At 68.6% G+C, this 21,321-nt stretch carries 18 protein-coding genes; 5 read left to right on the top strand and 13 right to left on the bottom strand.

Annotated features, from left to right (window positions below; all coding sequences use genetic code 11):
* Positions 1–5 precede the first annotated feature (5 nt).
* Both recJ and dnaE read right to left on the bottom strand, forming a co-directional pair.
* Positions 6–1,802, bottom strand: a complete 1,797-nt coding sequence (gene recJ, locus IEV99_RS08010) for a single-stranded-DNA-specific exonuclease RecJ (RefSeq protein ID WP_188517138.1) — start codon at positions 1,800–1,802, stop codon at positions 6–8.
* 143 nt (positions 1,803–1,945) lie between these two features.
* Positions 1,946–5,407 (bottom strand): DNA polymerase III subunit alpha, encoded by a 3,462-nt coding sequence (dnaE, locus tag IEV99_RS08005; protein WP_188517697.1) that lies wholly within the window; start codon positions 5,405–5,407, stop codon positions 1,946–1,948.
* Positions 5,408–5,748: 341 nt separating this feature from the next.
* On the opposite strand from dnaE, the gene IEV99_RS08000 reads away from it, so the two are divergent.
* Entirely contained in the window at positions 5,749–6,333 is a 585-nt protein-coding gene (locus IEV99_RS08000; protein ID WP_244643661.1) for an RBBP9/YdeN family alpha/beta hydrolase, read from the top strand.
* On the opposite strand, the gene IEV99_RS07995 is transcribed toward IEV99_RS08000, so the two are convergent.
* The 11 genes from IEV99_RS07995 to coaD all read right to left on the bottom strand — a co-directional run bounded on the left by IEV99_RS07995 (position 6,330) and on the right by coaD (position 15,568).
* A complete protein-coding gene (locus tag IEV99_RS07995; protein ID WP_188517137.1) occupies positions 6,330–7,034 on the bottom strand; it encodes an ABC transporter ATP-binding protein in 705 nt (234 codons plus the stop codon). The two genes, IEV99_RS08000 and IEV99_RS07995, sit on opposite strands and share 4 nt — an antisense overlap.
* Before the next feature lie 4 nt (positions 7,035–7,038).
* The gene (locus IEV99_RS07990) at positions 7,039–8,316 is read right to left on the bottom strand and encodes a lipoprotein-releasing ABC transporter permease subunit (protein ID WP_188517136.1); all 1,278 of its coding nucleotides are present in this window, start codon (positions 8,314–8,316) and stop codon (positions 7,039–7,041) included.
* A gap of 9 nt (positions 8,317–8,325) precedes the next feature.
* Positions 8,326–9,648, bottom strand: coding sequence for a proline--tRNA ligase (gene proS, locus IEV99_RS07985; RefSeq protein WP_188517135.1), 1,323 nt, complete (start codon positions 9,646–9,648; stop codon positions 8,326–8,328).
* Between the two features lie 680 nt (positions 9,649–10,328).
* Positions 10,329–10,559 (bottom strand): DUF1467 family protein, encoded by a 231-nt coding sequence (locus IEV99_RS07980; protein ID WP_188517134.1) that lies wholly within the window; start codon positions 10,557–10,559, stop codon positions 10,329–10,331.
* A 36-nt stretch (positions 10,560–10,595) separates the two neighbouring features.
* Complete coding sequence (mce, locus tag IEV99_RS07975) at positions 10,596–11,000, bottom strand: methylmalonyl-CoA epimerase (protein ID WP_188517133.1); 405 nt, start codon at positions 10,998–11,000, stop codon at positions 10,596–10,598.
* 30 nt (positions 11,001–11,030) lie between these two features.
* A complete protein-coding gene (locus IEV99_RS07970) occupies positions 11,031–11,327 on the bottom strand; it encodes an FAD assembly factor SdhE (protein WP_188517132.1) in 297 nt (98 codons plus the stop codon).
* 200 nt (positions 11,328–11,527) lie between these two features.
* The gene (gene tgt / locus IEV99_RS07965) at positions 11,528–12,682 is read right to left on the bottom strand and encodes a tRNA guanosine(34) transglycosylase Tgt (protein WP_188517131.1); all 1,155 of its coding nucleotides are present in this window, start codon (positions 12,680–12,682) and stop codon (positions 11,528–11,530) included.
* The gene (queA, locus tag IEV99_RS07960; protein ID WP_188517130.1) at positions 12,679–13,773 is read right to left on the bottom strand and encodes a tRNA preQ1(34) S-adenosylmethionine ribosyltransferase-isomerase QueA; all 1,095 of its coding nucleotides are present in this window, start codon (positions 13,771–13,773) and stop codon (positions 12,679–12,681) included. Before queA ends, tgt begins: the two co-directional genes overlap by 4 nt.
* A 175-nt stretch (positions 13,774–13,948) precedes the next feature.
* The gene (locus IEV99_RS07955) at positions 13,949–14,413 is read right to left on the bottom strand and encodes a peptidylprolyl isomerase (protein ID WP_188517129.1); all 465 of its coding nucleotides are present in this window, start codon (positions 14,411–14,413) and stop codon (positions 13,949–13,951) included.
* 49 nt (positions 14,414–14,462) lie between these two features.
* Complete coding sequence (locus tag IEV99_RS07950; protein ID WP_188517128.1) at positions 14,463–15,017, bottom strand: peptidylprolyl isomerase; 555 nt, start codon at positions 15,015–15,017, stop codon at positions 14,463–14,465.
* A gap of 32 nt (positions 15,018–15,049) precedes the next feature.
* Positions 15,050–15,568 (bottom strand): pantetheine-phosphate adenylyltransferase, encoded by a 519-nt coding sequence (gene coaD, locus IEV99_RS07945; RefSeq protein ID WP_188517127.1) that lies wholly within the window; start codon positions 15,566–15,568, stop codon positions 15,050–15,052.
* 146 nt (positions 15,569–15,714) lie between these two features.
* On the opposite strand from coaD, the gene IEV99_RS07940 reads away from it, so the two are divergent.
* The 4 genes from IEV99_RS07940 to IEV99_RS07925 all read left to right on the top strand — a co-directional run bounded on the left by IEV99_RS07940 (position 15,715) and on the right by IEV99_RS07925 (position 21,256).
* Complete coding sequence (locus IEV99_RS07940; RefSeq protein WP_188517126.1) at positions 15,715–17,532, top strand: potassium/proton antiporter; 1,818 nt, start codon at positions 15,715–15,717, stop codon at positions 17,530–17,532.
* A gap of 78 nt (positions 17,533–17,610) precedes the next feature.
* Positions 17,611–20,352: a DUF2339 domain-containing protein gene (locus tag IEV99_RS07935; protein ID WP_188517125.1), complete on the top strand. Its 2,742-nt coding sequence runs from the start codon at positions 17,611–17,613 to the stop codon at positions 20,350–20,352.
* Between the two features lie 69 nt (positions 20,353–20,421).
* Entirely contained in the window at positions 20,422–20,889 is a 468-nt protein-coding gene (locus IEV99_RS07930) for an Lrp/AsnC family transcriptional regulator (protein ID WP_188517124.1), read from the top strand.
* A gap of 91 nt (positions 20,890–20,980) precedes the next feature.
* Positions 20,981–21,256, top strand: a complete 276-nt coding sequence (locus IEV99_RS07925; protein ID WP_280514636.1) for an exodeoxyribonuclease VII small subunit — start codon at positions 20,981–20,983, stop codon at positions 21,254–21,256.
* Positions 21,257–21,321: the final 65 nt, after the last annotated feature.

Raw genomic sequence — 21,321 nt, 5'->3', positions numbered from 1 at the left:
AAGCCTCAGGGGCGGCCTTCGAGCCGGCCCATGTCGGTTAGGCGCAACTGCACGCGCTCGGCGCCCTGCCACCGATCGACGGCCAGCTGGCCTGCCGCGTGAATTGTGCTGCCGCGCGCCTCGAACAACGCCTTGCCGAGGGGCTGCTCGGCCGCCCCGAATGCGATACCGTCCAACGTGGAGCCGTCGCCGGCCTTGAGGCGGACGCGCACGTGGCCGCGCCCGACCTCTGTCGCCTCCACGAGGCGGTGGGACGGCAACGCGAACATGGGCTCCGGGTGGCCAGAACCGAAGGGGCCGGCCGTTTCGATGCGGGTGATCAGATCCGTGCGGGCCCCGCCCGCCATGATGGCGGCGTCGATCGCGAGGCCCCGGTCGGCCCGCGCGGTCGCGATGGCAGAGCCGAGCCGGTCTTCCAGAAAGGCCGCGAGGTCCGGCAGGCGCTCGCGCGCGATGGTGGCGCCCGCCGCCATGGCGTGGCCGCCGCCCTTGACGGCGAGGCCCGCCTCCACGGCGGCGCGGACGGCGCGGCCGACGTCGACGCCCGGAATGGAGCGGGCCGAACCCGTGCCGAGGCCATTCTCGCCAAAAGCGAAGGCGAAAGCCGGCCGGCCGAAGCGCTCCTTCAGGCGCGACGCGACGAGGCCGACGACGCCGGGGTGCCAATCGGCCGAGCCGACGGCCACGAACGCTGCGCCATTCTCCTCCAGGCCGACCTGGCCGAGCGCGAGGCCGACGCCTTCGGCCACCATGGCCTGTTCGATGACCTGGCGCTCGCCGTTGAGGCGATCGAGCGTGGCCGAGATGGACTGCGCCTCCATTTCGTCGACGGTCATCAGGAGCCGCGCGCCCAGCGCCGCGTCGCCAATGCGGCCGCCGGCGTTGATGCGCGGGCCGAGCAGGTAGCCGAGGTGGTAGGGCCTCGGCGGACCGTCCAGCCGGGCGACGTCGCACAGGGTGCGCAGGCCGACCCGGCCGCGCGCCTTCATGATGGCGAGGCCCTGGCGCACGAAGGCGCGGTTGAGGCCGACCAGCGGCACCACGTCCGCCACCGTGCCGAGCGCCACCAGGTCGAGCATGTCCATGAGGTCCGGCTCGCGCCGGCCGTTCCAGAAGCCTCGGCGGCGAAGCTCGCGGTTCAGCGCCACGAGGGTGACGAACACGACGCCGGCCGCGCACAGGGCGCCCAGGCCCGAGAGGTCGTCGAGGCGGTTGGGATTCACGATCGCGACAGCGCTCGGCAGCTGCTCGGGCGCCTGGTGGTGGTCAATCACTACCGTGTCGAGGCCGAGCCGCCGCGCTTCGGCCAGCGGCTCGTGGCTCGTCGTGCCGCAGTCCACCGTCACCAGCAGGCCGGCGCCAGCGGCCGCCAGCTTGCCGATGGCGTCCACATTGGGGCCGTAGCCTTCGATCAAGCGATCCGGGATGTGGATGATGGTCTCGAGGCCGCAGCTCTGCAGGTAGGAGCCCAGGAGCGCCGCCGAGGACGCGCCGTCGACATCGTAGTCGCCGAAGATGGCGACCTTCTCGCGCCGCGTCACCGCGTCGGCGATGCGGGCGGCGGCGGCGTCCATGTCGATCAGCGAGGACGGGTCCGGCAGGAGGTGGCGCAAGCGCGGCTCCAGGAAGCCGGGCGCATCCGCGGAGGCGACGCCGCGCCCGGCGAGCACGCGGGCGAGCACGTCGTCGAGGCCATGCTCTTGCACGATGGCGAGCGCGCGCGCCTGCCCGGCGTCATCGAGCCGATCACGCCAGCGCCGGCCGGTGGCCGAGCGCTCGACGCCGAGAAAGGGTCGGTTCATGCGCCGGGTTTAGCGGATCGGCGTGAGTCTGTGAATCCCATGCGTGCGGGCGTCCACCGGAAACGGCGGCGACGGACCGCAAGCCTCCGGCTCGCACGGCCGGGCCCGTCCGCGATGCGAGCCGGAGGCTCGCGGTGCAGTTCCTAAGCGAACTCCACCGCGACGACGCCCGGCACGGCCTTCAGCGCGCCGGCTACTTGCGGGGTTGCCTTGTAGCGGCCGGGGAGCTTCACCTCCACCTCGCGCTGGCCGTCGTCGAGCATCAGGACGAGTGCGATCTCGCCGTCGCCGCGTTCGCGCAGGCGCTCCTGGATGCTGCGGACGGGCTTGTCGTCGCGCAGGAAGACGCGCATCGAGCTCTTCAGCTTCTCGGCGGCGATGTCCAGCGGCTCGGCCGTGCCGATGCGCGCCCTCACCTCCTCGCCTTCGGCGGACGCCTGCAGGGTGAGCACCACGGCGCGGCCGGGCTCCAGCAGGTCGCGGTACTGGTTGAGGCCTTCGGAGAAGATGATCGCCTCGAAGTGGCCGCTCTGGTCCGACAGCGAGAAAATCCCCATCTTCGAGCCCGACTTGGTGCGCCGCTCGCTCCGGTCCAGCACCGTGGCTGCGACGCGGCCCATGGAGGCGCCGCCCCGCACCGCGCGAGCGAAGTCGGCCCAGCGCTGGACGCGCAGGCGCTCCAGCACGTGGGCGTATTCGTCCAGCGGGTGGCCGGTGAGGAAGAAGCCGATGGCGTCGTATTCGCGCTGCAGGCGCTCGGAGGGCAGCCACGGCTCGTAATGGGCGACGCGGATCGGCTCGACATGGCCCTCGCCGCCGAAGAAGTTGGCCTGGCCGGCGGTGGCCTCCTCCTGGGCGCGGTTGGCCTGCGCCATGATGGCGTCCAGCGCCGCGACGCAGCGGGCGCGGTCGCGCTCGATGTCGTCCAGCGCGCCGGCCGCTATGAGGCTCTCCAGCGTGCGCTTGTTGACGACGCGCGGGTTGAGACGCCGGGCGAGATCGGACAGGTCGCGGAAGGCTCCGCCCTCCTGGCGGGCCGCCACGATGCTTTCCACGGCCTGGACGCCGACGCCCTTCACGGCCGCGAGCGCGTAACGGATCGCGAAGGCCCCCTGCCCGTCCGGATGAACCTCGAAGGTGACGCCCGAGCGGTTGACGTTGGGCGGCTCGACCAGGATGCCGAGGCGCTGCGCCTCACGGCGGAATTCCGACAGCTTGTCGGTGTTGGACATGTCGAGCGTCATGGACGCGGCCAGGAACTCGACGGGGTAGTTCGCCTTCAGGTAGGCGGTCTGGTAGGCGACCAGCGCATAGGCGGCGGCGTGCGACTTGTTGAAGCCGTAGTCGGCGAACTTGGCCAGGATGTCGAAGACCTCGTCGGCCTTTTGCTGCGGCACACCCTGCTTCACGGCGCCGGATACGAAGCGCACGCGCTGGGCGTCCATCTCGGCCTTGATCTTCTTGCCCATGGCGCGGCGCAAAAGATCCGCTTCGCCGAGCGAGTAGCCGGACAGGATCTGGGCCGCCTGCATCACCTGTTCCTGGTAGATGATGACGCCCTGGGTTTCCTTGAGCACCGGCTCCAGCAGCGGGTGGATGAAGTCCGGCTCCTCCTCGCCGTGCTTGCGGGCGCAGTAGACCGGAATGTTGGCCATCGGGCCCGGCCGGTACAGCGCCACAAGTGCGATGATGTCCTCGAAGCGGTCGGCCCGCATCTCGACCAGCGCCTTGCGCATGCCGGCCGATTCAACCTGGAACACCGCGACGGTCTCGCCGCGGCCCAGCATCTCGAAAGTCTTCTTGTCGTCTATCGGGATCGCCGAGAGGTCGATGTGGATGTTGCGCTGTTTCAGGAGGTTCACGGCCGTCTTCAAGACCGTGAGGGTCTTCAGGCCGAGGAAGTCGAACTTCACGAGGCCGGCCGGCTCCACCCATTTCATGTTGAACTGGGTGACCGGCATGTCGGACTTCGGATCGCGGTAGAGCGGCACGATCTGCTCGAGCGGGCGGTCGCCGATCACGATGCCGGCCGCGTGCGTGGAGGCGTGGCGGTAGAGGCCCTCCAGCTTCTGCGCAACGGTCAGCATGCGCTGCACCACCGGATCCTCGGCGGCGGCGGCCTGGAGCTTGGGCTCGCCCTCGATGGCCTGCGCAAGCGTGACCGGGTTGGCGGGGTTCTGCGGCACCAGCTTGGTGAGCTTGTCGACCTGGCCGTAGGACATCGACATGACGCGGCCGACGTCGCGCATGACGCCGCGCGCCAGCAGGGTGCCGAAGGTGATGATCTGGGCGACGCGGTCCTGGCCGTAGCGCTTCTGGACGTAACGGATGACCTCCTCGCGCCGGTCCTGGCAGAAATCGACGTCGAAGTCCGGCATGGACACGCGTTCGGGGTTCAGGAAGCGCTCGAACAGGAGGCCGAAGCGCAGCGGATCGAGATCCGTGATGGTGGTCGCGTAGGCGACCAGCGAGCCCGCGCCCGAACCGCGGCCCGGGCCGACCGGGATGTCCTGCGACTTCGCCCAGGTGATGAAGTCGGCAACGATCAGGAAGTAACCAGGATACTTCATACGCTCGATCACCGAGAGCTCGAAGTCGAGCCGCTCGCGGTACTCGTCCTCGGTCATGCCCGGCGCGACGCCATGCGCGGCGATGCGGCGGGCGAGGCCTTCATGCGCCTGCCGGCGCAACTCCGCGGCCTCCTCGGCCACGACGAGATCCGGGTCCTCGTGATCGCCCGTGGTGAAGCGCGGCAGGATCGGCTTGCCGGTGCGCGGCCGGAAGCTGCACCGCATGGCGATTTCGACCGTATTGGCGGCGGCTTCCGGCAAATCCTTGAAGATCTGCACCATCTCGGCGCGCGCCTTGAAGCCGTGGTCCGGGGAAAGCCGCCGGCGATCGGGGTCCGACACGAGCCGGCCATCCGCGATGGCCAGCAGGGCGTCATGCGCCTCGTAGTCGTCAGACTTGGGGAAATAGGGTTCGTTGGTCCCAACCAGAGGCAGGCGCTTGGCGTAGGCGAGCTCGATCAGTTCGCCTTCGACGGCGGCCTCGTCGTCCGTGCCGTGCCGCTGGATCTCGACATAGAGCCGGTCTCCAAAGGCCGCCGCCAGCGCGTCGAGACGCGCGCCGGCAAGGTCGAGCTGGCCGGCCACGATGGCCTTGTCGATCGGGCCGTCCGGGCCGCCGGTCAACAGGATGATCCCGTCATTGAGGCGCAGCAATTCGTCCAGCTGGACGTGCGGCGGCTCGCCCGGCGCCGGGCCCATATAGGCCCGTGAGCCGAGCAGCATCAGGTTTTCGTAGCCCTTCGCGTCGGCGGCGAGCAGCACGAGGCTGGGGCGCGCGGGCTGGGTGGCGTTGCGGTTCGGCTTCTCGTCGCCGAACTCCACCGACAGCTCGATCCCGGTAATCGGCTGCACGCCGGCTCCAGAGAGCTTCTCGGAGAATTCCAGCGCGCCGAACAAATTGTTGCTGTCGGTCAGCGCCAGCGCCGGCATGGCGTCCTTCAAGGCGAGCTTCTTCAAGTCGTCGATGCGCAGCGCCCCTTCCAGCAGCGAAAAGGACGAATGCACGTGCAGGTGCACGAATCCGACGTCACCCAGAATGCGACTCACGCGAAGCTCTCCCGATCAGGCCGGCATCATCGGCCTCCCCGGACGCATGGTCCAGACCGCGCGCCGTCGTGGCTGGGGACGGCGACGCGATCCCGAGAGCCTCACGCGCCGGCGAGCTTGGAGAAGACCAGAACGGCGGTCGCAAACGAGCCAAGCGCTGCGATCTCGGCGATGTCGGAGATGATCGTGCGAACCATGGCGGAACTCCCTGTTCATCGAATGAACGAAGCATGTTCCTTATTTGTTCTTGTTGCAAGCGGCTTCAGGCCCCGCCTAGGGTGATCCTGCCGGAAGCCGCTTCCTAGGGTTAACCGGCGGTCGGAAAAGGGATGAACGGCATGGCGGGCGCGCTCGACGCATACGAAGCTCTGGTGCTGCCCGGCTGGCACGGCTCCGGCCCGACGCACTGGCAGCACCACTGGGAGGCGGCTTTTCCGGCGATGCGTCGGGTCCAGCAAGCGGACTGGGAGCAGCCGGTCTATGGCGACTGGTTGCCGCCCTTGCGGGACGCCGTCGCGCAAGCGGACCGGCCGGTGGTGATCATCGGCCACAGCCTCGGCACCTCGCTGACGATGCTGTTCAGTTTGCGGGACGGGCCGCCGGAGCTGGTGGCCAAGATCGCAGGCGCGTTCCTGGTCGCCCCCACCGATCGAGACATGCGCGATGGCATTCCGGGCGGACCGGTGGGCTTCGGGCCCATGATCCTGAAGCCGCTTCCGTTTCCCTCCACCGTGGTGGCGAGCGACGATGACGAGTATGTGTCGATCGAGCGGGCGCGCGTGTTTGCACGGGCGTGGGGGTCGCGACTGATCGAGATCGGCGCGCGCGGGCACATCGGCTCGGAAGCGAATCTCGGGCTCTGGCCGGAGGGACTGGTTCTTTTCGGGGAGTTCCTGGGCGGGCTGGGCCGCTAGGCCAGTTCCACCACCACGCCATCGCGGATCGTGACCCGCCGATCCATCTGCGCGGCGAGGTCGAGATTGTGGGTCGCGATAATGGCCGCGAGGCCCGTTTCCTTTACCAAGCGGGTGAGGATGTCGAAGACGTAGCGCGAGGTCTTGGGGTCGAGGTTGCCGGTGGGCTCGTCGGCCAGCAGCACGCGCGGCGCGTTGGCGACCGAGCGGGCGAGCGCGACGCGCTGCTGTTCGCCGCCGGAGAGCTCGGACGGACGGTGCTTCAGCCGCTCGCCGAGGCCCAGATAGCTCAGCAGGTTGGCGGCGCGCTCGGCGGCGTCGCGCTTATGGAGGCCGCGGATGAGCTGCGGCAGCATGACGTTCTCCAGCGCCGAGAACTCCGGCAGGAGGTGGTGCGACTGGTAGACGAAGCCGATGGCGTTGCGGCGCAGCGCGGTGCGCTGGTCGTCGGCCAGCGTCACGGTCGGGACCTTGTCGACGTAGACCTCCCCGCCGTCGGGCTTTTCGAGCAGCCCGGCGATCTGCAGCAGCGTCGACTTTCCGGTGCCGGACGGCGCAATCAGGGCAACTGACTGCCCGGCCCAGACCGCGAGATCGGCGCCGCGCAGGATCTCGAGCGCGCCTTCGCCCTGCACGAAGCGGCGTTGCACGCCGTAGAGATACAGCGCGGGGTAGTCGTCCGGGGGCGCGCCATTGCTCATGCGGTCACTCGTAGCGCAGCGCCTCGACCGGATCGAGCCGGGCGGCGCGCCAGGAGGGATAGAGCGTGGCGATCAGCGACAGCACCAGCGCCAGCGACACGATGGTGACGACCTCGCGCGGGTCGACCTCGGACGGCAGGCGGCTGAGGAAGTAGAATTCGGCCGGGAACAGGTTCGTGTTGGTCATGCGGGAGATGAAGCCGCGGATCGTCTCCACGTTCATGCTCACCAGCAGGCCGAGCAGGAAGCCCGCGAAGGTGCCGACCACCCCAATGGCCGCGCCCGTGATCAGGAAGATGCGCATGATGGAGCCCCGCGTCGCCCCCATGGTGCGCAGGATCGCGATGTCCTGGCTCTTGTCCTTCACGAGCATGATCAGGCCCGAGATGATGTTGAGCGCCGCAACGAGCACGATCAGCATCAGGATCAAGAACATGACGTTCCGCTCGACTTCGAGCACGCCGAAGAACGTTTTGTTGCGCTGGCGCCAGTCGGACAGGATCATCGGCCGGCTGATGGACTTCTCCAGCGCAGCCTTTACCTCGTCGATGCGGTCCGGAACCTGAAGAAAAACCTCGATGGCGGTGACGTCGTTGTCGCGGTTGAAATAGGCCTGCGCCTCCGCGAGCGGCATGTAGACGAAGCCGGCGTCGAATTCGGACATGCCGACCTCGAACACCGCCACCACGGGGTAGCTCTTGATGCGCGGCGCGACGCCGAACGGCGTCTCGGCGCCCTTGGGCGCGGTCAATGTCAGCGTGTCGCCGACCCGGATGAACAGGCTCTCGGCCAGGCGCCGGCCGATGGCGACGCCGCCGGCGGTGTCGAAGTTTTCGAGCTGGCCCTGCCGCACGGTGCCGCCGATGGCCGGGATCTTGGTGATGTCCTGCTGGCGGACGCCGCGCACGAGAACGCCGTTGGCCCCGCTCGGCGAGGACGCGAGCGCCTGCCCTTCCACCATCGGGAAGGCGAATTTAACGCCCGGCGTGCCGTTGGCCTGGTTGGTGACCTCCACGAAGTCGGTCATCGGCTGGTCGACGCCGGCGATGAAGACGTGGCCGTTGATGCCGACAATCTTGTTCAGAAGCTCGGACCGGAAGCCGTTCATCACCGAGAGGACGATGATGAGCGTGGCGACGCCCAGCATGATGCCGGCGAACGAGAAGCCGGCGATCACCGAGATGAAGCCCTCCTTGCGACGGGCGCGGAGGTAGCGCAACGCCACCATCCACTCGAAGCCCGTGAAAGGGCGCGTGCCGCGCAGGGCGTCAGCTTCTTTCATGCGGCCCGCTCAGGCCGTCAGCCGGGCGACGGCGTCCTCGATCGAGACGAGCGTGCGCTCGCCCGTCGCGCGCCGCTTCAGCTCCACCTTGCCATCCGAGAGGCTCTTGGGGCCGACGATCACCTGCCAGGGCGCTCCGATGAGGTCGGCGGCCGCGAACTTGGCGCCCGGCCGGTCGTCGCGGTCGTCGTAGAGCACGTCGAGCCCGCGGGCCCCCAGCGCGCAATAAAGCGTGTCGCAGGCCGCATCCGTGGCGCTGTCGCCAACCTTGAGGTTCAGCAGCGCGACGTTGAAGGGCGCGATGGAATCCGGCCAGACAATGCCGTTCTCATCGTGGAAGGCCTCGATCAGCGCCGCCACGAGGCGCGACGGGCCGATGCCGTAAGAGCCCATGTGAACGGGGCGCTCCTGTCCGTCGGGGCCCGTCACCTTGGCGCCCATGGGATCGGAGTACTTCGTCCCGAAATAGAAGATGTGCCCGACCTCGATGCCGCGCGCCGAGACCTGGCGCTCGGCCGGCACCTGCGCGAAGGCTGCGGCGTCGTGCATCTCGCTGGTGGCCGCATAGGGCGTCGTATAGGCGTCGAAGATCGACTGGAGGCCGGCGGCGTCGTCGAAGTTGGTGTCCGCGCCCGGGACCGGCAGATCCAGGATCGCCTTGTCGCAGTACACTTCGCTCTCGCCCGTGGAGGCCAGGATGATGAATTCGTGGCTGAGGTCGCCGCCGATGGGGCCCGTGTCGGCGCGCATCGGGATGGCGGTGAGGCCGAGCCGCTGGAAGGTGCGCAGATAGGCGGCGAACATCCTGTTGTAGGAGTGGACCGCGCCCTCCTTGTCGATGTCGAACGAATAGGCGTCCTTCATCAGGAACTCGCGCGAGCGCATCACGCCGAAGCGCGGGCGCACCTCGTCCCGGAACTTCCACTGGATGTGGTAGAGGTTGAGCGGCAGATCGCGGTAGGAGCGCACCGAGCCGCGGAAGATCTCGGTGATCATTTCCTCGTTGGTGGGGCCGAACAGCATCTCGCGCTCGTGCCGGTCCTCGATGCGCAGCATCTCCTTGCCGTAGGCTTCGTAGCGGCCGGATTCCCGCCACAGGTCGGCCGACTGGATGGTGGGCATCAGGAGCTCAATCGCGCCGGCGCGGTTCTGCTCCTCGCGCACGATGGCGCTGATCTTGTTGAGCACGCGCAAGCCCATCGGCAGCCAGGCGTAGATGCCGGCGGCTTCCTGACGGATCATGCCGGCCCGCAGCATGAGGCGGTGCGACACGATCTCGGCCTCGCGGGGAGGCTCTCGGAGGATGGGCAGAAAATAGCGGGAAAGGCGCATGGCGTTCCAAAAGCGTGGTGCGAGCAGCATGAATCGCGCGGGCGCGCTGGGCGGGCCGCCGCACCATCAAAACCATCGCCGCCCAAAACACAAGCGACCGAATCCGGCGGCGGAATGGCGGCGAACGAACCCATGCGCGAGATGCTGCATCTTTTCGCGTCGGCGGTTGCACAAAGAGATGACAGACCGTTTTTGCTACGCTATGAGTCTTCTACACAACAACAGGCCCACCCCGAACCAACGGGGAAGGGTTCGTGGTCCAAGTCTTGGGAGGAAGACGACCAAAAAGCTCGAGAAGGGCAGTGAGCATTCGGATTGACCGGCGCCGAAACGGCTGACGAGATCTGGGGTTCAAGACTAGAAAAACTACCAAAAAGGCAAGACGCAAGTCTTGCCTTTTTTCTTTGGTAGCTGGGTTACGCTGTTCATGCGCGGCATTGGCTTAGGTTTGCACTATCCCAAAGCAGGGCGTGACTTTGGGATGAGGCGGCGTTGTGGCAAGCGCGAAAGGTCGAAAGTTGGCGTTTCGCGCGGCTCGTCGTACGACGCGCGAAGTACAGTCCCACCGACGTTACGAGGCGGGCGCCACCGGGGGAGCATCGAGCGCCGCGTCGTTCGGGCCGCATCACGGCGCCTTTAAATGGGGCGCCGGCGCCAGTTATTGTGGCGCACTCGCGCGGTCACCAGTCCACCACCACGATCACGTACCAGGCGAGGCCGAACACCGGCAGCGCCAGCAGCGTGGTGAGCAGCAGCTTGAAGCCCATGCGGGGCAGCATGGGGGCGCCGGGCTCGGTGCCGTCCGACACCGTTCCGTCCTCATGCTGGCTGCGCACGCCGATCGGCAGCACCGCAAACAGCGTCAGCCACCAGATGATGAAGTACAGCGCCAGGCCGCCCGTGATGCTCATGTGGTGCTCGTTGTTGCGGCGGCTGGCGGGGGCGGCTCACGCCTGCTCCAACTCCACCAGCGTGCCGTTGAAGTCCTTGGGATGAAGAAACAACACCGGCTTGCCGTGCGCGCCGATGCGCGGCGTTCCGTCGCCCAGTACGCGCGCGCCGGTCGCCTTCAGGCGGTCGCGGGCAGCCAGAATGTCGTCCACCTCGTAGCAGACGTGGTGGATGCCGCCGTCCGGGTTCTTCTCCAGGAACTTGGCGATGGGCGAGTTCTCGCCCAGCGGCTGGAGAAACTCGATCTTGGTGTTGGGCAGGTTGACGAACACCACCGTGACGCCGTGCTCCGGCTGGTCGGTCGGGGGCGACACGTCGGCGCCCAGCGTATCGCGATAAAGCGCCGAGGCGGCGTCGATGTTCGTCACCGCGATCGCGACGTGGTTGAGCCGCCCGATCATGCGCTATTCCCCTCGTGCGGTGTGGCCGCGTTAGACGTTGATCGGCCCCAGATGGGTGTGGAACGCCTTGATGCGGTGAAACACCGGCGTGTCGTAGTTCGCCGGCGTCGGCGCCTCGCCGGTGAGCCACATCAGGATGTCGCGATCCGGGGCCTCGATCAGGTGCTCGTATATGTCGAGTTCGGCGTCGGTCAATTGGTCGATCTGCGCATCCGCGAACTGGCCCATGATGAGGTCCATCTCGCGCATGCCGCGGTGCCAGGAGCGAAACAGCACCTTGCGGCGGCGCGGGTCGAGGTCAGCGCTGGTGCGGGTGGTGCCGGTCATGGCGAGGCTCCGTGGTCGTTGCGGGCCTGTATAGCGGCGCAGCCCGCGCCTGTCATGGCGCACGGCGCCGCGCCCTCTCCCTTCTCCCCGGCACGGGGAGAAGGTGGCCGAGCGAAGCGAGGTCGGATGAGGGGATGACGACCACCCTCACCCCACCCTCTCCCCGTGCCGGGGAGAGGGGGCGTGTTTGCGCTCGTCCCCTACCCGGCCCAGGGCTCCAGATCCCCGCGGGCCCAGCCGTCCTTGGTTTCCGCCGCGAAGTCGTCGTAGCGACCGTCCGCGATGGCCTTGCGCATGCCGGCCGTGAGGTCCTGGTAGTAGGCGAGGTTCACCCAGGTGAGCAGCATCATGCCGAGGATCTCGCCGGCCTTCACGAGGTGGTGGAGATACGCGCGGCTGTTGTCGCGCGCGGCCGGGCAGCTCGACTGCTCGTCGATCGGGCGCGGATCGTCGGCGTGGCGGGCGTTGCGCAGGTTGAGCTTGCCCATGCGGGAGAACACCTGGCCGTGGCGCCCGGCGCGGGTCGGCATCACGCAGTCGAACATGTCGACCCCGCGGCGCACGGCCTCGATAAGGTCGTCCGGCGTGCCGACGCCCATGAGATAGCGCGGCTTCTCGCGCGGCAGATGCGGTTCCACGGTCTCGATCATGGAGAGCATCACATCCTGCGGCTCACCCACCGCGAGGCCGCCGATGGAGTAGCCTTTGAACCCCATGGCGGCGAGTTGCTGGGCGCTGCGCACGCGCAGATCCGGAACCGCCCCACCCTGCACGATGCCGTAGAGCGCCTTGCCGGGCTGTTCGCCGAAGGCGGCGCGGGAGCGTTCGGCCCAGCGCAGGCTCAACTCCATCGCGCGTTCGGCCTCGGCGTCCGAGCAGGGCAGCTTCACGCATTCGTCGAGCTGCATCTGGATGTCGGAGCCGAGCAGGCCCTGAATCTCGATCGAGCGCTCGGGCGTGAGCACGTGCTTGGCGCCGTCCACGTGCGAGCGGAACGTGACGCCGTTCTCGTCGAGCTTACGCAACTGCGCCAGCGACATGACCTGGAAGCCGCCCGAGTCGGTGAGGATCGGGTACTGCCAGTTCATCATCTTGTGCAGGCCGCCGAGGCGCGCGACGCGCTCCGCGCCGGGGCGCAGCATCAGGTGGTAGGTGTTGCCCAGCACGACATCCGCGCCCAGGGCCTTCACCTGCTCAGGATACATCGCCTTTACGGTGCCGGCGGTGCCCACCGGCATGAAGGCCGGCGTGCGGATGACGCCGCGCGGCATGCGGATCTCGCCCGTGCGGGCTTTTCCGTCCGTCGCCGCCAGCGTGAAGGTGAAGTCCTCGACGGGGGTGTCCACGAGGCTCATGGGCGGCTCTCCGGCGCGGCCGGGAACAGCAGGCTGGCGTCCCCGTAGGAGTAGAAGCGATAGCCGGTCGCGATCGCGTGCGCGTAGGCGTCCCGCATGGTCTCGAGGCCGCTAAAGGCGCTCACCAGCATGAACAGCGTCGAGCGCGGCAGGTGAAAATTGGTCATCAGCGCGTCCACGGCCCGGAAGCGATAGCCCGGGGTGATGAAGATCGAGGTCTGACCCTGCCAGGGCGCGAAACGGCCATCGTCGGTCGCGGCGCTTTCCAGCAGGCGCAGCGAGGTTGTGCCGACGGAGATGATCCGGCCGCCCGCCGCCCGCGTGGCGTTCAGAGCGTCGGCGGCCTCATGGGAGATCATGCCCCATTCGGCGTGCATCTTGTGGTCGGCGGTGTCGTCCGCTTTCACCGGCAGAAAGGTGCCGGCGCCGACATGCAGGGTCAGCCGGGTCAGCCCCACGCCGCGCGCCACAAGGCGATCGGTGAGCTCCGGCGTGAAATGAAGGCCCGCCGTGGGGGCCGCGACTGCGCCCTCGTGCTCGGCAAACAGGGTCTGGTAGTCGCTCAGGTCGCGCTCGTCCTCGCCGCGCTTGGCCGCGATATAGGGTGGCAGCGGGATGTGGCCGACGCGCGCGATGGCCTCGTCCAGGGCCGGGCCCGTGAACGCGAAGCGCAGCAGCACCTCGCCGCCCTCGCCTTTCTCCGCCACCTCGGCGTCGAGGCTGGCGAGCATGCAGGCCATGCTCTCTCCGCTCTCGCCAAAGCGGACGCGCTCTCCGACGGCGAGCCGCTTGGCCGGCCTCACGAAGGCGCGCCAAAGGTCCGGCCCCTCTCGCAGATGCAAAGTCGCCTGGATATGCGCCACTGCTTCGCCGCGCACCCGCACGCCGTCGAGCCGCGCCGGGATCACGCGCGTGTCGTTCACCACGAGACGATCGCCCGGCTGGAGCAGGTCGGGCAAGTCGCGGACGACCCGGTCCTCCAGCGTTGAGCCCGGGCGCACCACCAGCATGCGCGCGGCGTCGCGAGGCTGCGCGGGGCGCAGGGCGATGCTCGCTTCGGGAAGTTCGAAATCGAAGAGGTCGACTTTCATGCGTACTCTGAATGGGCGCCATGAAGCGCGTCCCCTCTCCCGCAAAGCGGGGGCGGGACAAGGAGGGGGCGGGAGCCCACCGGAACGCAAAGGGGCGCCCTGCCCCGGCGCCCCCTCTGTCGGCTGCGCCGACATCTCCCCCCGCTTCGCGGGAGAGAGCTGCACTCGCGGCGGATCAGGCCGCCTGGTCGCCCATGCGGGCGGTGACGATCTTGTCCGGATCCTTCACGGGCTCGCCGCGCTTGATCTTGTCCACGTTTTCCATGCCCTCGGTGACCTTGCCCCAGACCGTGTACTGGCGATCCAGGAAGCCGGCGTCATCGAAGACGATAAAGAACTGGCTGTCGCCGGAGTTCGGGTCCTGCGCACGCGCCATGGAGCAGACGCCGCGCTTGTGCGGCTCGCCGTTGAACTCGGCCTTGAGCTTCTGGCCGGAGCCGCCCATGCCGGTGCCGGTCGGGTCGCCGGTCTGGGCCATGAAGCCCTCGATCACGCGATGGAACGGCACGCCGTCATAGAAGCCCGAGCGTGCGAGCTCGGCGATGCGGGCGACGTGCCCGGGCGCCAGGTCCGGACGCATCTCGATGACGACGCGGCCCTGGGTGGTTTCGAGAATGAGGGTGTTTGCGGGATCGGCCATGGTGGCTCCTTTCGCCCGTGGGGTTTTGGCGTGCTCTTGCTTGACGTGGCTACTTGGCGTCGGCCGCGAGCTTCAGGCTGACGATCTTGTCCGGGCTCTTCACGAGGCCGTTGGCGTTCGGGTCGCCCTTCTTGATCTTGTCGACGACGTCCATCCCGGACGTGACTTCGCCGAACACCGTGTACTGGCCGTTCAGGAAGCTGGCGTCCCCAAAACAGATGAAGAACTGGCTGTTGGCGGAGTTCGGCGAGTTGGACCGCGCCATGCCGAGAGTGCCGCGCTTGAAAGGCTCGCGCGAGAACTCGGCCGGCAGGTTCGGCAGGTCGGAGCCGCCCGTGCCGGTGCCGGTGGGGTCGCCGGTCTGGGCCATGAAGCCGTCGATCACGCGATGGAACACGATGCCGTCGTAGAAGCCGCGCTTGGCCAACGCCTTCACCTGCTCGACGTGCTTGGGCGCAAGATCCGGCCGCAGGCGGATGGTCACTTTGCCGTCCTTGGTGGTGAGCACCAGCGTGTTCTGCGGGTCGGCGGTCTGCGCCGAGGCGGGCGCAGCGGCAAGCAACCCGGCAGCGAGGGCAAGGGCGACCACGTGACGTCTGTTCATGGATCCTCCAGAGAAGTGTTGGCGCTGGCCCGTCAGGCTTTCGCGGGGAACTTGGCGCGAAGGCGGGCGGCGACGCCGGCGGGCACGAAGCGGGAAACGTCGCCTCCCATCGAGGCGATCTGGCGCACGAGCGTGGCCGTGATGGGGCGGACCATTGGCGAGGCCGGCAGAAACACCGTCGCGATGTCGGGCGCCATGGCGCTGTTCATGCCCGCCATCTGCATTTCGTAGTCGAGGTCCGTGCCGTCGCGCAGGCCGCGGATGAGCAGCGTCGCGCCCTCGCGACGGGCCGCGTCGATGGCGAGGTCGCCGAAGGTGACGACGCGCATCGCCGCCCCGGTCTCGGCCGCCAGCGACTGGAATTCCGCCTCGATCATCTCCCGGCGGGCCTCGACCGAGAACAACGGCGCCTTGCCGGGGTGCACCCCGATGGCGACCACGAGCGTCTCGGCCAGCCGGCAGGCGTGGCGGACGACGTCGAGGTGGCCGTTCGTGATGGGATCGAACGAGCCGGCGTAAAAGGCCGTGCGGGGCGCGCGGATCGCTGACATGCGCAAGCCTTATCGCGCGGGCGAAGGGCGGGCAAGCCGGGGCGGAGATTTGGCGCGGGCCGGCCGCGACGATGACACCGGCCAAATTGCCGGAAAGAGAGCCCATGAGGCTTGTTCCGGTCGGACCCACCCCCGATAGTGCTGGCATGCAAGCTCTTTTTCATGCCCATGCAACGCTTCTTTTCGCCTCCGCGGCGGCGTTGATCGGTATTTTGTCCAGCCTCGCGGCGTCGCGTTTCGGCGTTCCAATCCTGCTCGTGTTTCTGGGCGTCGGCATGCTGGCCGGCGACAGCGGGCCCGGCGGCGTCGCGTTTAGCGATTACGGCCTCACCTATCTGATCGGCTCGGCCGCGATCGCGATCATCCTGTTCGACGGCGGCTTGCGGACACGCGCCGGCACGATCCGGTCGGTGCTGGGGCCGGCTGGCGTCCTCGCGTCCGTGGGCGTGCTGCTCACGGCCGGGATCACGGGCGCGGTGGCCAAGCTGCTGCTCGGACTGCCTTGGACGCCGGCGCTGCTGATCGGCGCGATCGTAGCCTCGACGGACGCCGCGGTGGTGTTCTTTCTGCTGCGCACCGGTGGCCTTCAGTTGAAACGGCGGGTGGGCGCGACGTTGGAGGTCGAATCCGGCACCAACGACCCCTTCGCGGTGCTGCTGACGGTGGTGCTGGTCGAGATCGCGGCCGGCGGCCCCGGGACCGATGCGGCGCATGTCGTCATGGCGGTGGTCCGCGAAGCCTCGCTCGGCGTGTTCATCGGCGGGCTTGGCGGGTTCGGCCTCGTGTTCGTGCTTAACCGGCTGAGCCTTCCGGCCGGGCTGCATCCGGCCTTCGTGGTGACGGCCGCTCTCGTCGTATTTGCGCTGGCGCAGATCATCGGCGCGAGCGGGTTCCTGGCCGCCTACGTGGCGGGGCTGATCGTCGGCAACAGGCCGGTGCGGGCCTATGCGTCCATTGCGAGCTTCCACGACACGGCGACCTGGCTCTGCCAGATCGCGCTGTTCACCCTGCTCGGCCTTTTGGTGTCGCCGAAGCTGATTTTGCCCGTGCTCGCGCCGGCGCTCGCCCTCGCGGTCGTGCTGATCATCGTGGCGCGGCCGCTGGCTGTCTTCCTGTGCCTTGCGCCGTTCCGGTTCTCGCGTCGCGAGATGACCTTCATCTCCTGGGTCGGCCTGCGCGGCGGCGTCTCGATCTTTCTCGCCACCATCCCGACGCTCGCCGGGATGCCTGGGGCCGAGATCTATTTCAACGTCGCCTTCGTGGTCGTGGTGGTGTCGCTTATCGTGCAGGGCTGGACCATCGGCTATGCGGGACGCAGGCTGGGCGTCGCATTGCGGGATCCCGCCCCGGAAGTGCAGCGCATCGAGATCGATCTTCCCGGCCAGCTCGACGCCGAGCTCGTCGGCTACCCGTTGCTGGAGCAAAGCCCGGCCGCGCGCCACCGCGCCCTGCCGGCCTGGGTGAAGCCGGTGCTGGTGGTGCGCGACGGCAAAATCCTCGAGCCGGCGGAGGCCGGCGCCCTGCAAACGCGCGACTACGGATATTTTCTCGCCCCGACTTCTCGGCTGGCCCGCCTCGACCGCTTCTTCGCGGTGGACGGGATGGCCCCTGCCCCCGAAGCGATGGCGGAGTTCCCGTTTGACGGCAGCCTCAGCATCGGAGCGATCGCGGACCTTTATGGGCTCGACATCGGCTCGGACGAACGCGCGATGACTGTCGCCGAGTTGTTTGCGCAACGGCTCGACGACGCGCCGCAGGAGAATGACCGCATCGATCTCGGGGCCGCGAGCCTCATCGCGCATGACGTGGTGCACGAGAAGGTGCGCCTCGCCGGCCTGATCCTGGAGGCGACCGAGGAGGACGAGGACCTCCCGACGCCAAAACCCTGGTGGGAACAGGCGCTCGCAAAGCTCCGCCTCGCAATCCGCGGCTGGCGGGTGCGCAAGCACACCGCGCCGCCGTAGCCGCCGTGGCAGCGATGGGCGTCCTCGGCTAGGCTGGAGCTTGGCCGCGCCCGATTTCGAATCGCTCCGGATGGCGTCATGGAATTCGTTCTTCTCGCATTGATCGCCCTCGCGATCCCGGTGCTTGGCCTGGTGGCGTTCTTTCGGACGCTGTCTCTCGCCAACCGCGTGCTGCTGCTGGAAGGACGGCTGGCCGAGGCGGAGCAGCGCCTCGCCCTGGGCCCAGCGCCCGCCGGGGCCGCCACGGAGGCGGTCGCCGAGATCGCGCCGGCGACGCCTGACGTGGCCGCCGCGGCCTTGAGCCAGCCGGCCGAGGAGGCCGAGCCGCTTGCCGTCACGGAGCCGGAGGCCTTCGAAGCCGCTACGGCGCCGGAGCCGGTTCCGACGCAGGTCACGCCCGCCCCGTCGCGATCGCTGGAGGAAACCATCGGAACGCGCTGGGCCGTATGGCTCGGCGGGCTCGCGCTGGCGCTCGGCGGGCTGTTTCTGGTGCGCTATTCCATCGAGCAGGGGTTCTTCGGACCCGGCGCCCGGATCGTCGCCGGCGCGCTGTTTGCGGCGGCGCTTGTCGCCATCGGCGAGCGGCTGCGGCGGTCAGAACGGGCGCTGGGCGCCGGAGCATTCGTGATTCCGTCCGCTCACGCGCCAAGCATCGTCACCGCAGCGGGTGCGATGACGGCCTTTGCGACGGTCTACGCCGCGCACGCGCTGTACGGCATGGTTGGTCCCGCGCTCGGCTTCGTGCTGATGGCCGTCGTAGCGCTGGCCGCCCTGGCGGCGTCGGCGCTGCATGGCCCCGCCCTCGCGAGCCTGGGCCTCCTGGGAGCCTTCGCGGTTCCGCTGCTCGTGGATTCGAGCAATCCCCAGCCCTGGCCCGTCGTGCTCTACCTCGTCGTCGTGGCGGCGGCGGGATATGCCCAGGCTAGGCTGCGCCGCTGGCGGTGGCTGGCCCGCGCGGTCGCGATCGGAACGGGCCTTTGGGGCCTCGCCTTCATGACGGTCAGCGTCGACGAGCGCTCCGCCATGGTGGCGCACATCGTCATCCAGACCGCGCTGGCGGCTTTCATGCTGGTGGTCGAGCCCTATCGCGGTGCGCCCGACGACGATGCGGCTCCAGACCGGCTCGCGCTGGCCGTGCTGGGCGGTTTTGCGGTGCTGGCCGGCTTAGGCCTGCAGCAGTCGGGCCTCGGAGCGCTGAGGCCGGTGCTGGGCGGCGCCGTGTTCGCCATCGAATTGGGCGCTGCGCTGCTGATCGCTCCGACGGCCGGCGCGGCGCTTTTCGCCGCCGGCGTCGCGGGCGCGATGCTGTGGGGCTGGCCGGTGATCACCGAGTCGCTCGCCGAGAGCCCGACCGTGCTGCCGGGCGGCCCGTCCCGGCCGCCGATGCCCGATGCGCTCTGGCTTTTCCTGGTGTGCGGCGCGCTCAGCGGCGCTGCGCTCGGCGCGCTGACCTGGGCTCGCCTGATGCGGAGCCCAGCCTTGCCGAGGCTTGCGGCCGGCATCTACGCAGCGGCCGGAACAGCGGGCCCACTGCTGCTGCTGACCCTCGCATGGTGGAGCGTTTCGGATTTCGACCGCTCCATCCCGTTCGCGCTGGCGGCCGGCGGGCTCGGCGGCGCCTTCACGCTCGCGGCACGGCTTCTCAAGGAACAGCGCCACGAGAGCGGCTGGGCCGCGCTGGTGGGCTACGAGGCTTTCGCGGCCGGCGCGCTAGGCGCCCTGGCGCTCGGGCTCACAATGGTGTTCGACAAGGGCTCGCTCACGGTGGCGCTGGCGCTCGCCGCGTTAGGTGCGGCCTGGGTCACGACCCGCGAGCCGCTCGGCCTTCTACGCTACGGCGTGGGCGCGCTCGGCGTTGCGGTGGCGCTGCGGCTCGGCTGGAACACCGTGCTGCTGCGCGGAGACATCGGCCCGCCCATCGTCAACTGGCTGCTGTGGGCCTATGGCGTTCCGGCGCTCGCCTTCGGGCTCGCGACGCGGCTGCTGCGCCGCCAGCGTGACGATCAGGTGGTGGCGTTGACGCAGGCGCTGACGCTCGCCTTCTCGGCGCTGCTCGTGTTCTTTGAACTGCGGCATGCGCTGACCGGCCGGCTCGACTCGCCGCGCACCGATCATCTCGAGGTCGGCCTCCAGGTGCTGGCGGCGCTGCTGTTTGCGGTTCTCACGGTGAGCCTGGAAGCGTTCCGTCGCAGCATGGTGCTGCGGGTGGCGAGCTATATTTTTGGCGGGATCGGCCTTGCGGGCGCGTTGCTCGGCCTCACGATATTCGAGAACCCGTTGTTTGAAGGCCGCCCGGTGGTCGGGGGTGCGGTGTTCAATTCGCTGCTGCTCGCTTACTTGCTGCCGTCGCTCGCGGCCTTCGCGCTGGCCCGCATCGCGCGCGGGCGGCGTGCAGCGTGGTTCGTCGGCGCCGCATGGGCATTGGGGGCCGGGCTGAACCTGCTGTGGATCGTGCTGGAAATCCGGCGGATCTTTCAGGGCCCGAGCATCCGCATGTTCCGGCCCACAAGCGACGCAGAGTTCTACACCTACTCGGCCGCCTTCCTGGCGGTCGGCCTCGCCCTGCTCGCCTATGGGGTGCTGCGCCACTCCCGCACGGCGCGGCTTGCTTCGGCGGCCTATATCCTGCTGGCGGTCGGCAAGGCGTTTCTGTTCGACATGTCCGGCCTCACCGGGCCGTTGCGGGCGCTGTCGTTCATCGGGCTCGGCGCGGTTCTGGTCGGCATCGGGCTCGTCTACCAGAAGTGGATCTTTGGCCGGCCAGCGGCGCCGACTGGGCCGGCCGCCGGGGAGCCCGCGCCCGAGCCCACGCCACCCTGAGCGGCGCGGCTTCCCTCCCGGCTGGTTGTTCGCATAAGCTTGCGCAAATTCGGCGCAGGGGCGGCCACGATGCGACTACAGGAACTGGATGCGCGCGATCGTGCGATCCTGAAGCTGCTGCAGCAGGATGGCCGCATCACCAATGCGGACTTGGCCGAGAAGGTGCATCTCTCGCCCTCCGCCTGCCTGCGGCGGGTGAAGATCCTGGAAGAATCCGGGCTGGTGAAAGGCACCGTGATGCTGCTCGACGAGGCGGCCGCGGGATTGCCGGGCGCAGCCTTCGTGTTCGTGACTCTGGACCAGCAGGGCCGCCAGAGTCTCGACGTTTTCGAGGCCGCGGTGGCGCGCCACCCCGAGATCCTGGAATGCTATCTCCTGGCCGGGACGGCCGACTACCTGATCCGGGTGGTTTTCGCCGACACGGCCGATTTCGAGCGCATCCACCGCAGCGTGCTCACCACGCTGCCTGGCGTCGTCCGCGTGCAGTCGACGTTGGCGCTGCGGACGGTGAAGCGCACCACGGCGCTGCCGATTTGATGCAAGCGCGGCCTTCGCGGTTGGAGCCGCAAGGCTTGCAACCGTGCACGCGCCGGTCGATATACAGCCCGCACTGCAGTGGAGTTTTCTCGTGACCGACGCCGCACAGCCGGGCGCAGCCGCCACCGGGGCCGACATCGCCGCCATGCCGTTCGAGGCGGCGCTCGCCGAACTCGAGGAGATCGTCGGCCGGCTGGAGCGTGGAAATGTCGCGCTGGAGGACTCCATCGCGATCTACGAGCGCGGCGAGGCATTGAAAAAACATTGCGAGACCCTGCTGCGGAAGGCCGAGGCGCGCGTTGAAAAAATCACGCTCTCGGCCGATGGACGCCCACGCGGGGTCGAACCGCTGGACGTCGACCGCTAGCGGAGACGATGACGGGCGTTTGTTTCGGCGCTCCGTTTTCGGGTAAACCGTCGCAAAGGATGGGG

The sequence above is a fragment of the Alsobacter metallidurans genome, from assembly GCF_014636935.1.
Classification (GTDB): Bacteria; Pseudomonadota; Alphaproteobacteria; order Rhizobiales; family Beijerinckiaceae; genus Alsobacter; species Alsobacter metallidurans.
Note: the sequence above shows the minus strand (reverse complement) of the source record. Positions and strands in the feature narration are given on the sequence as shown.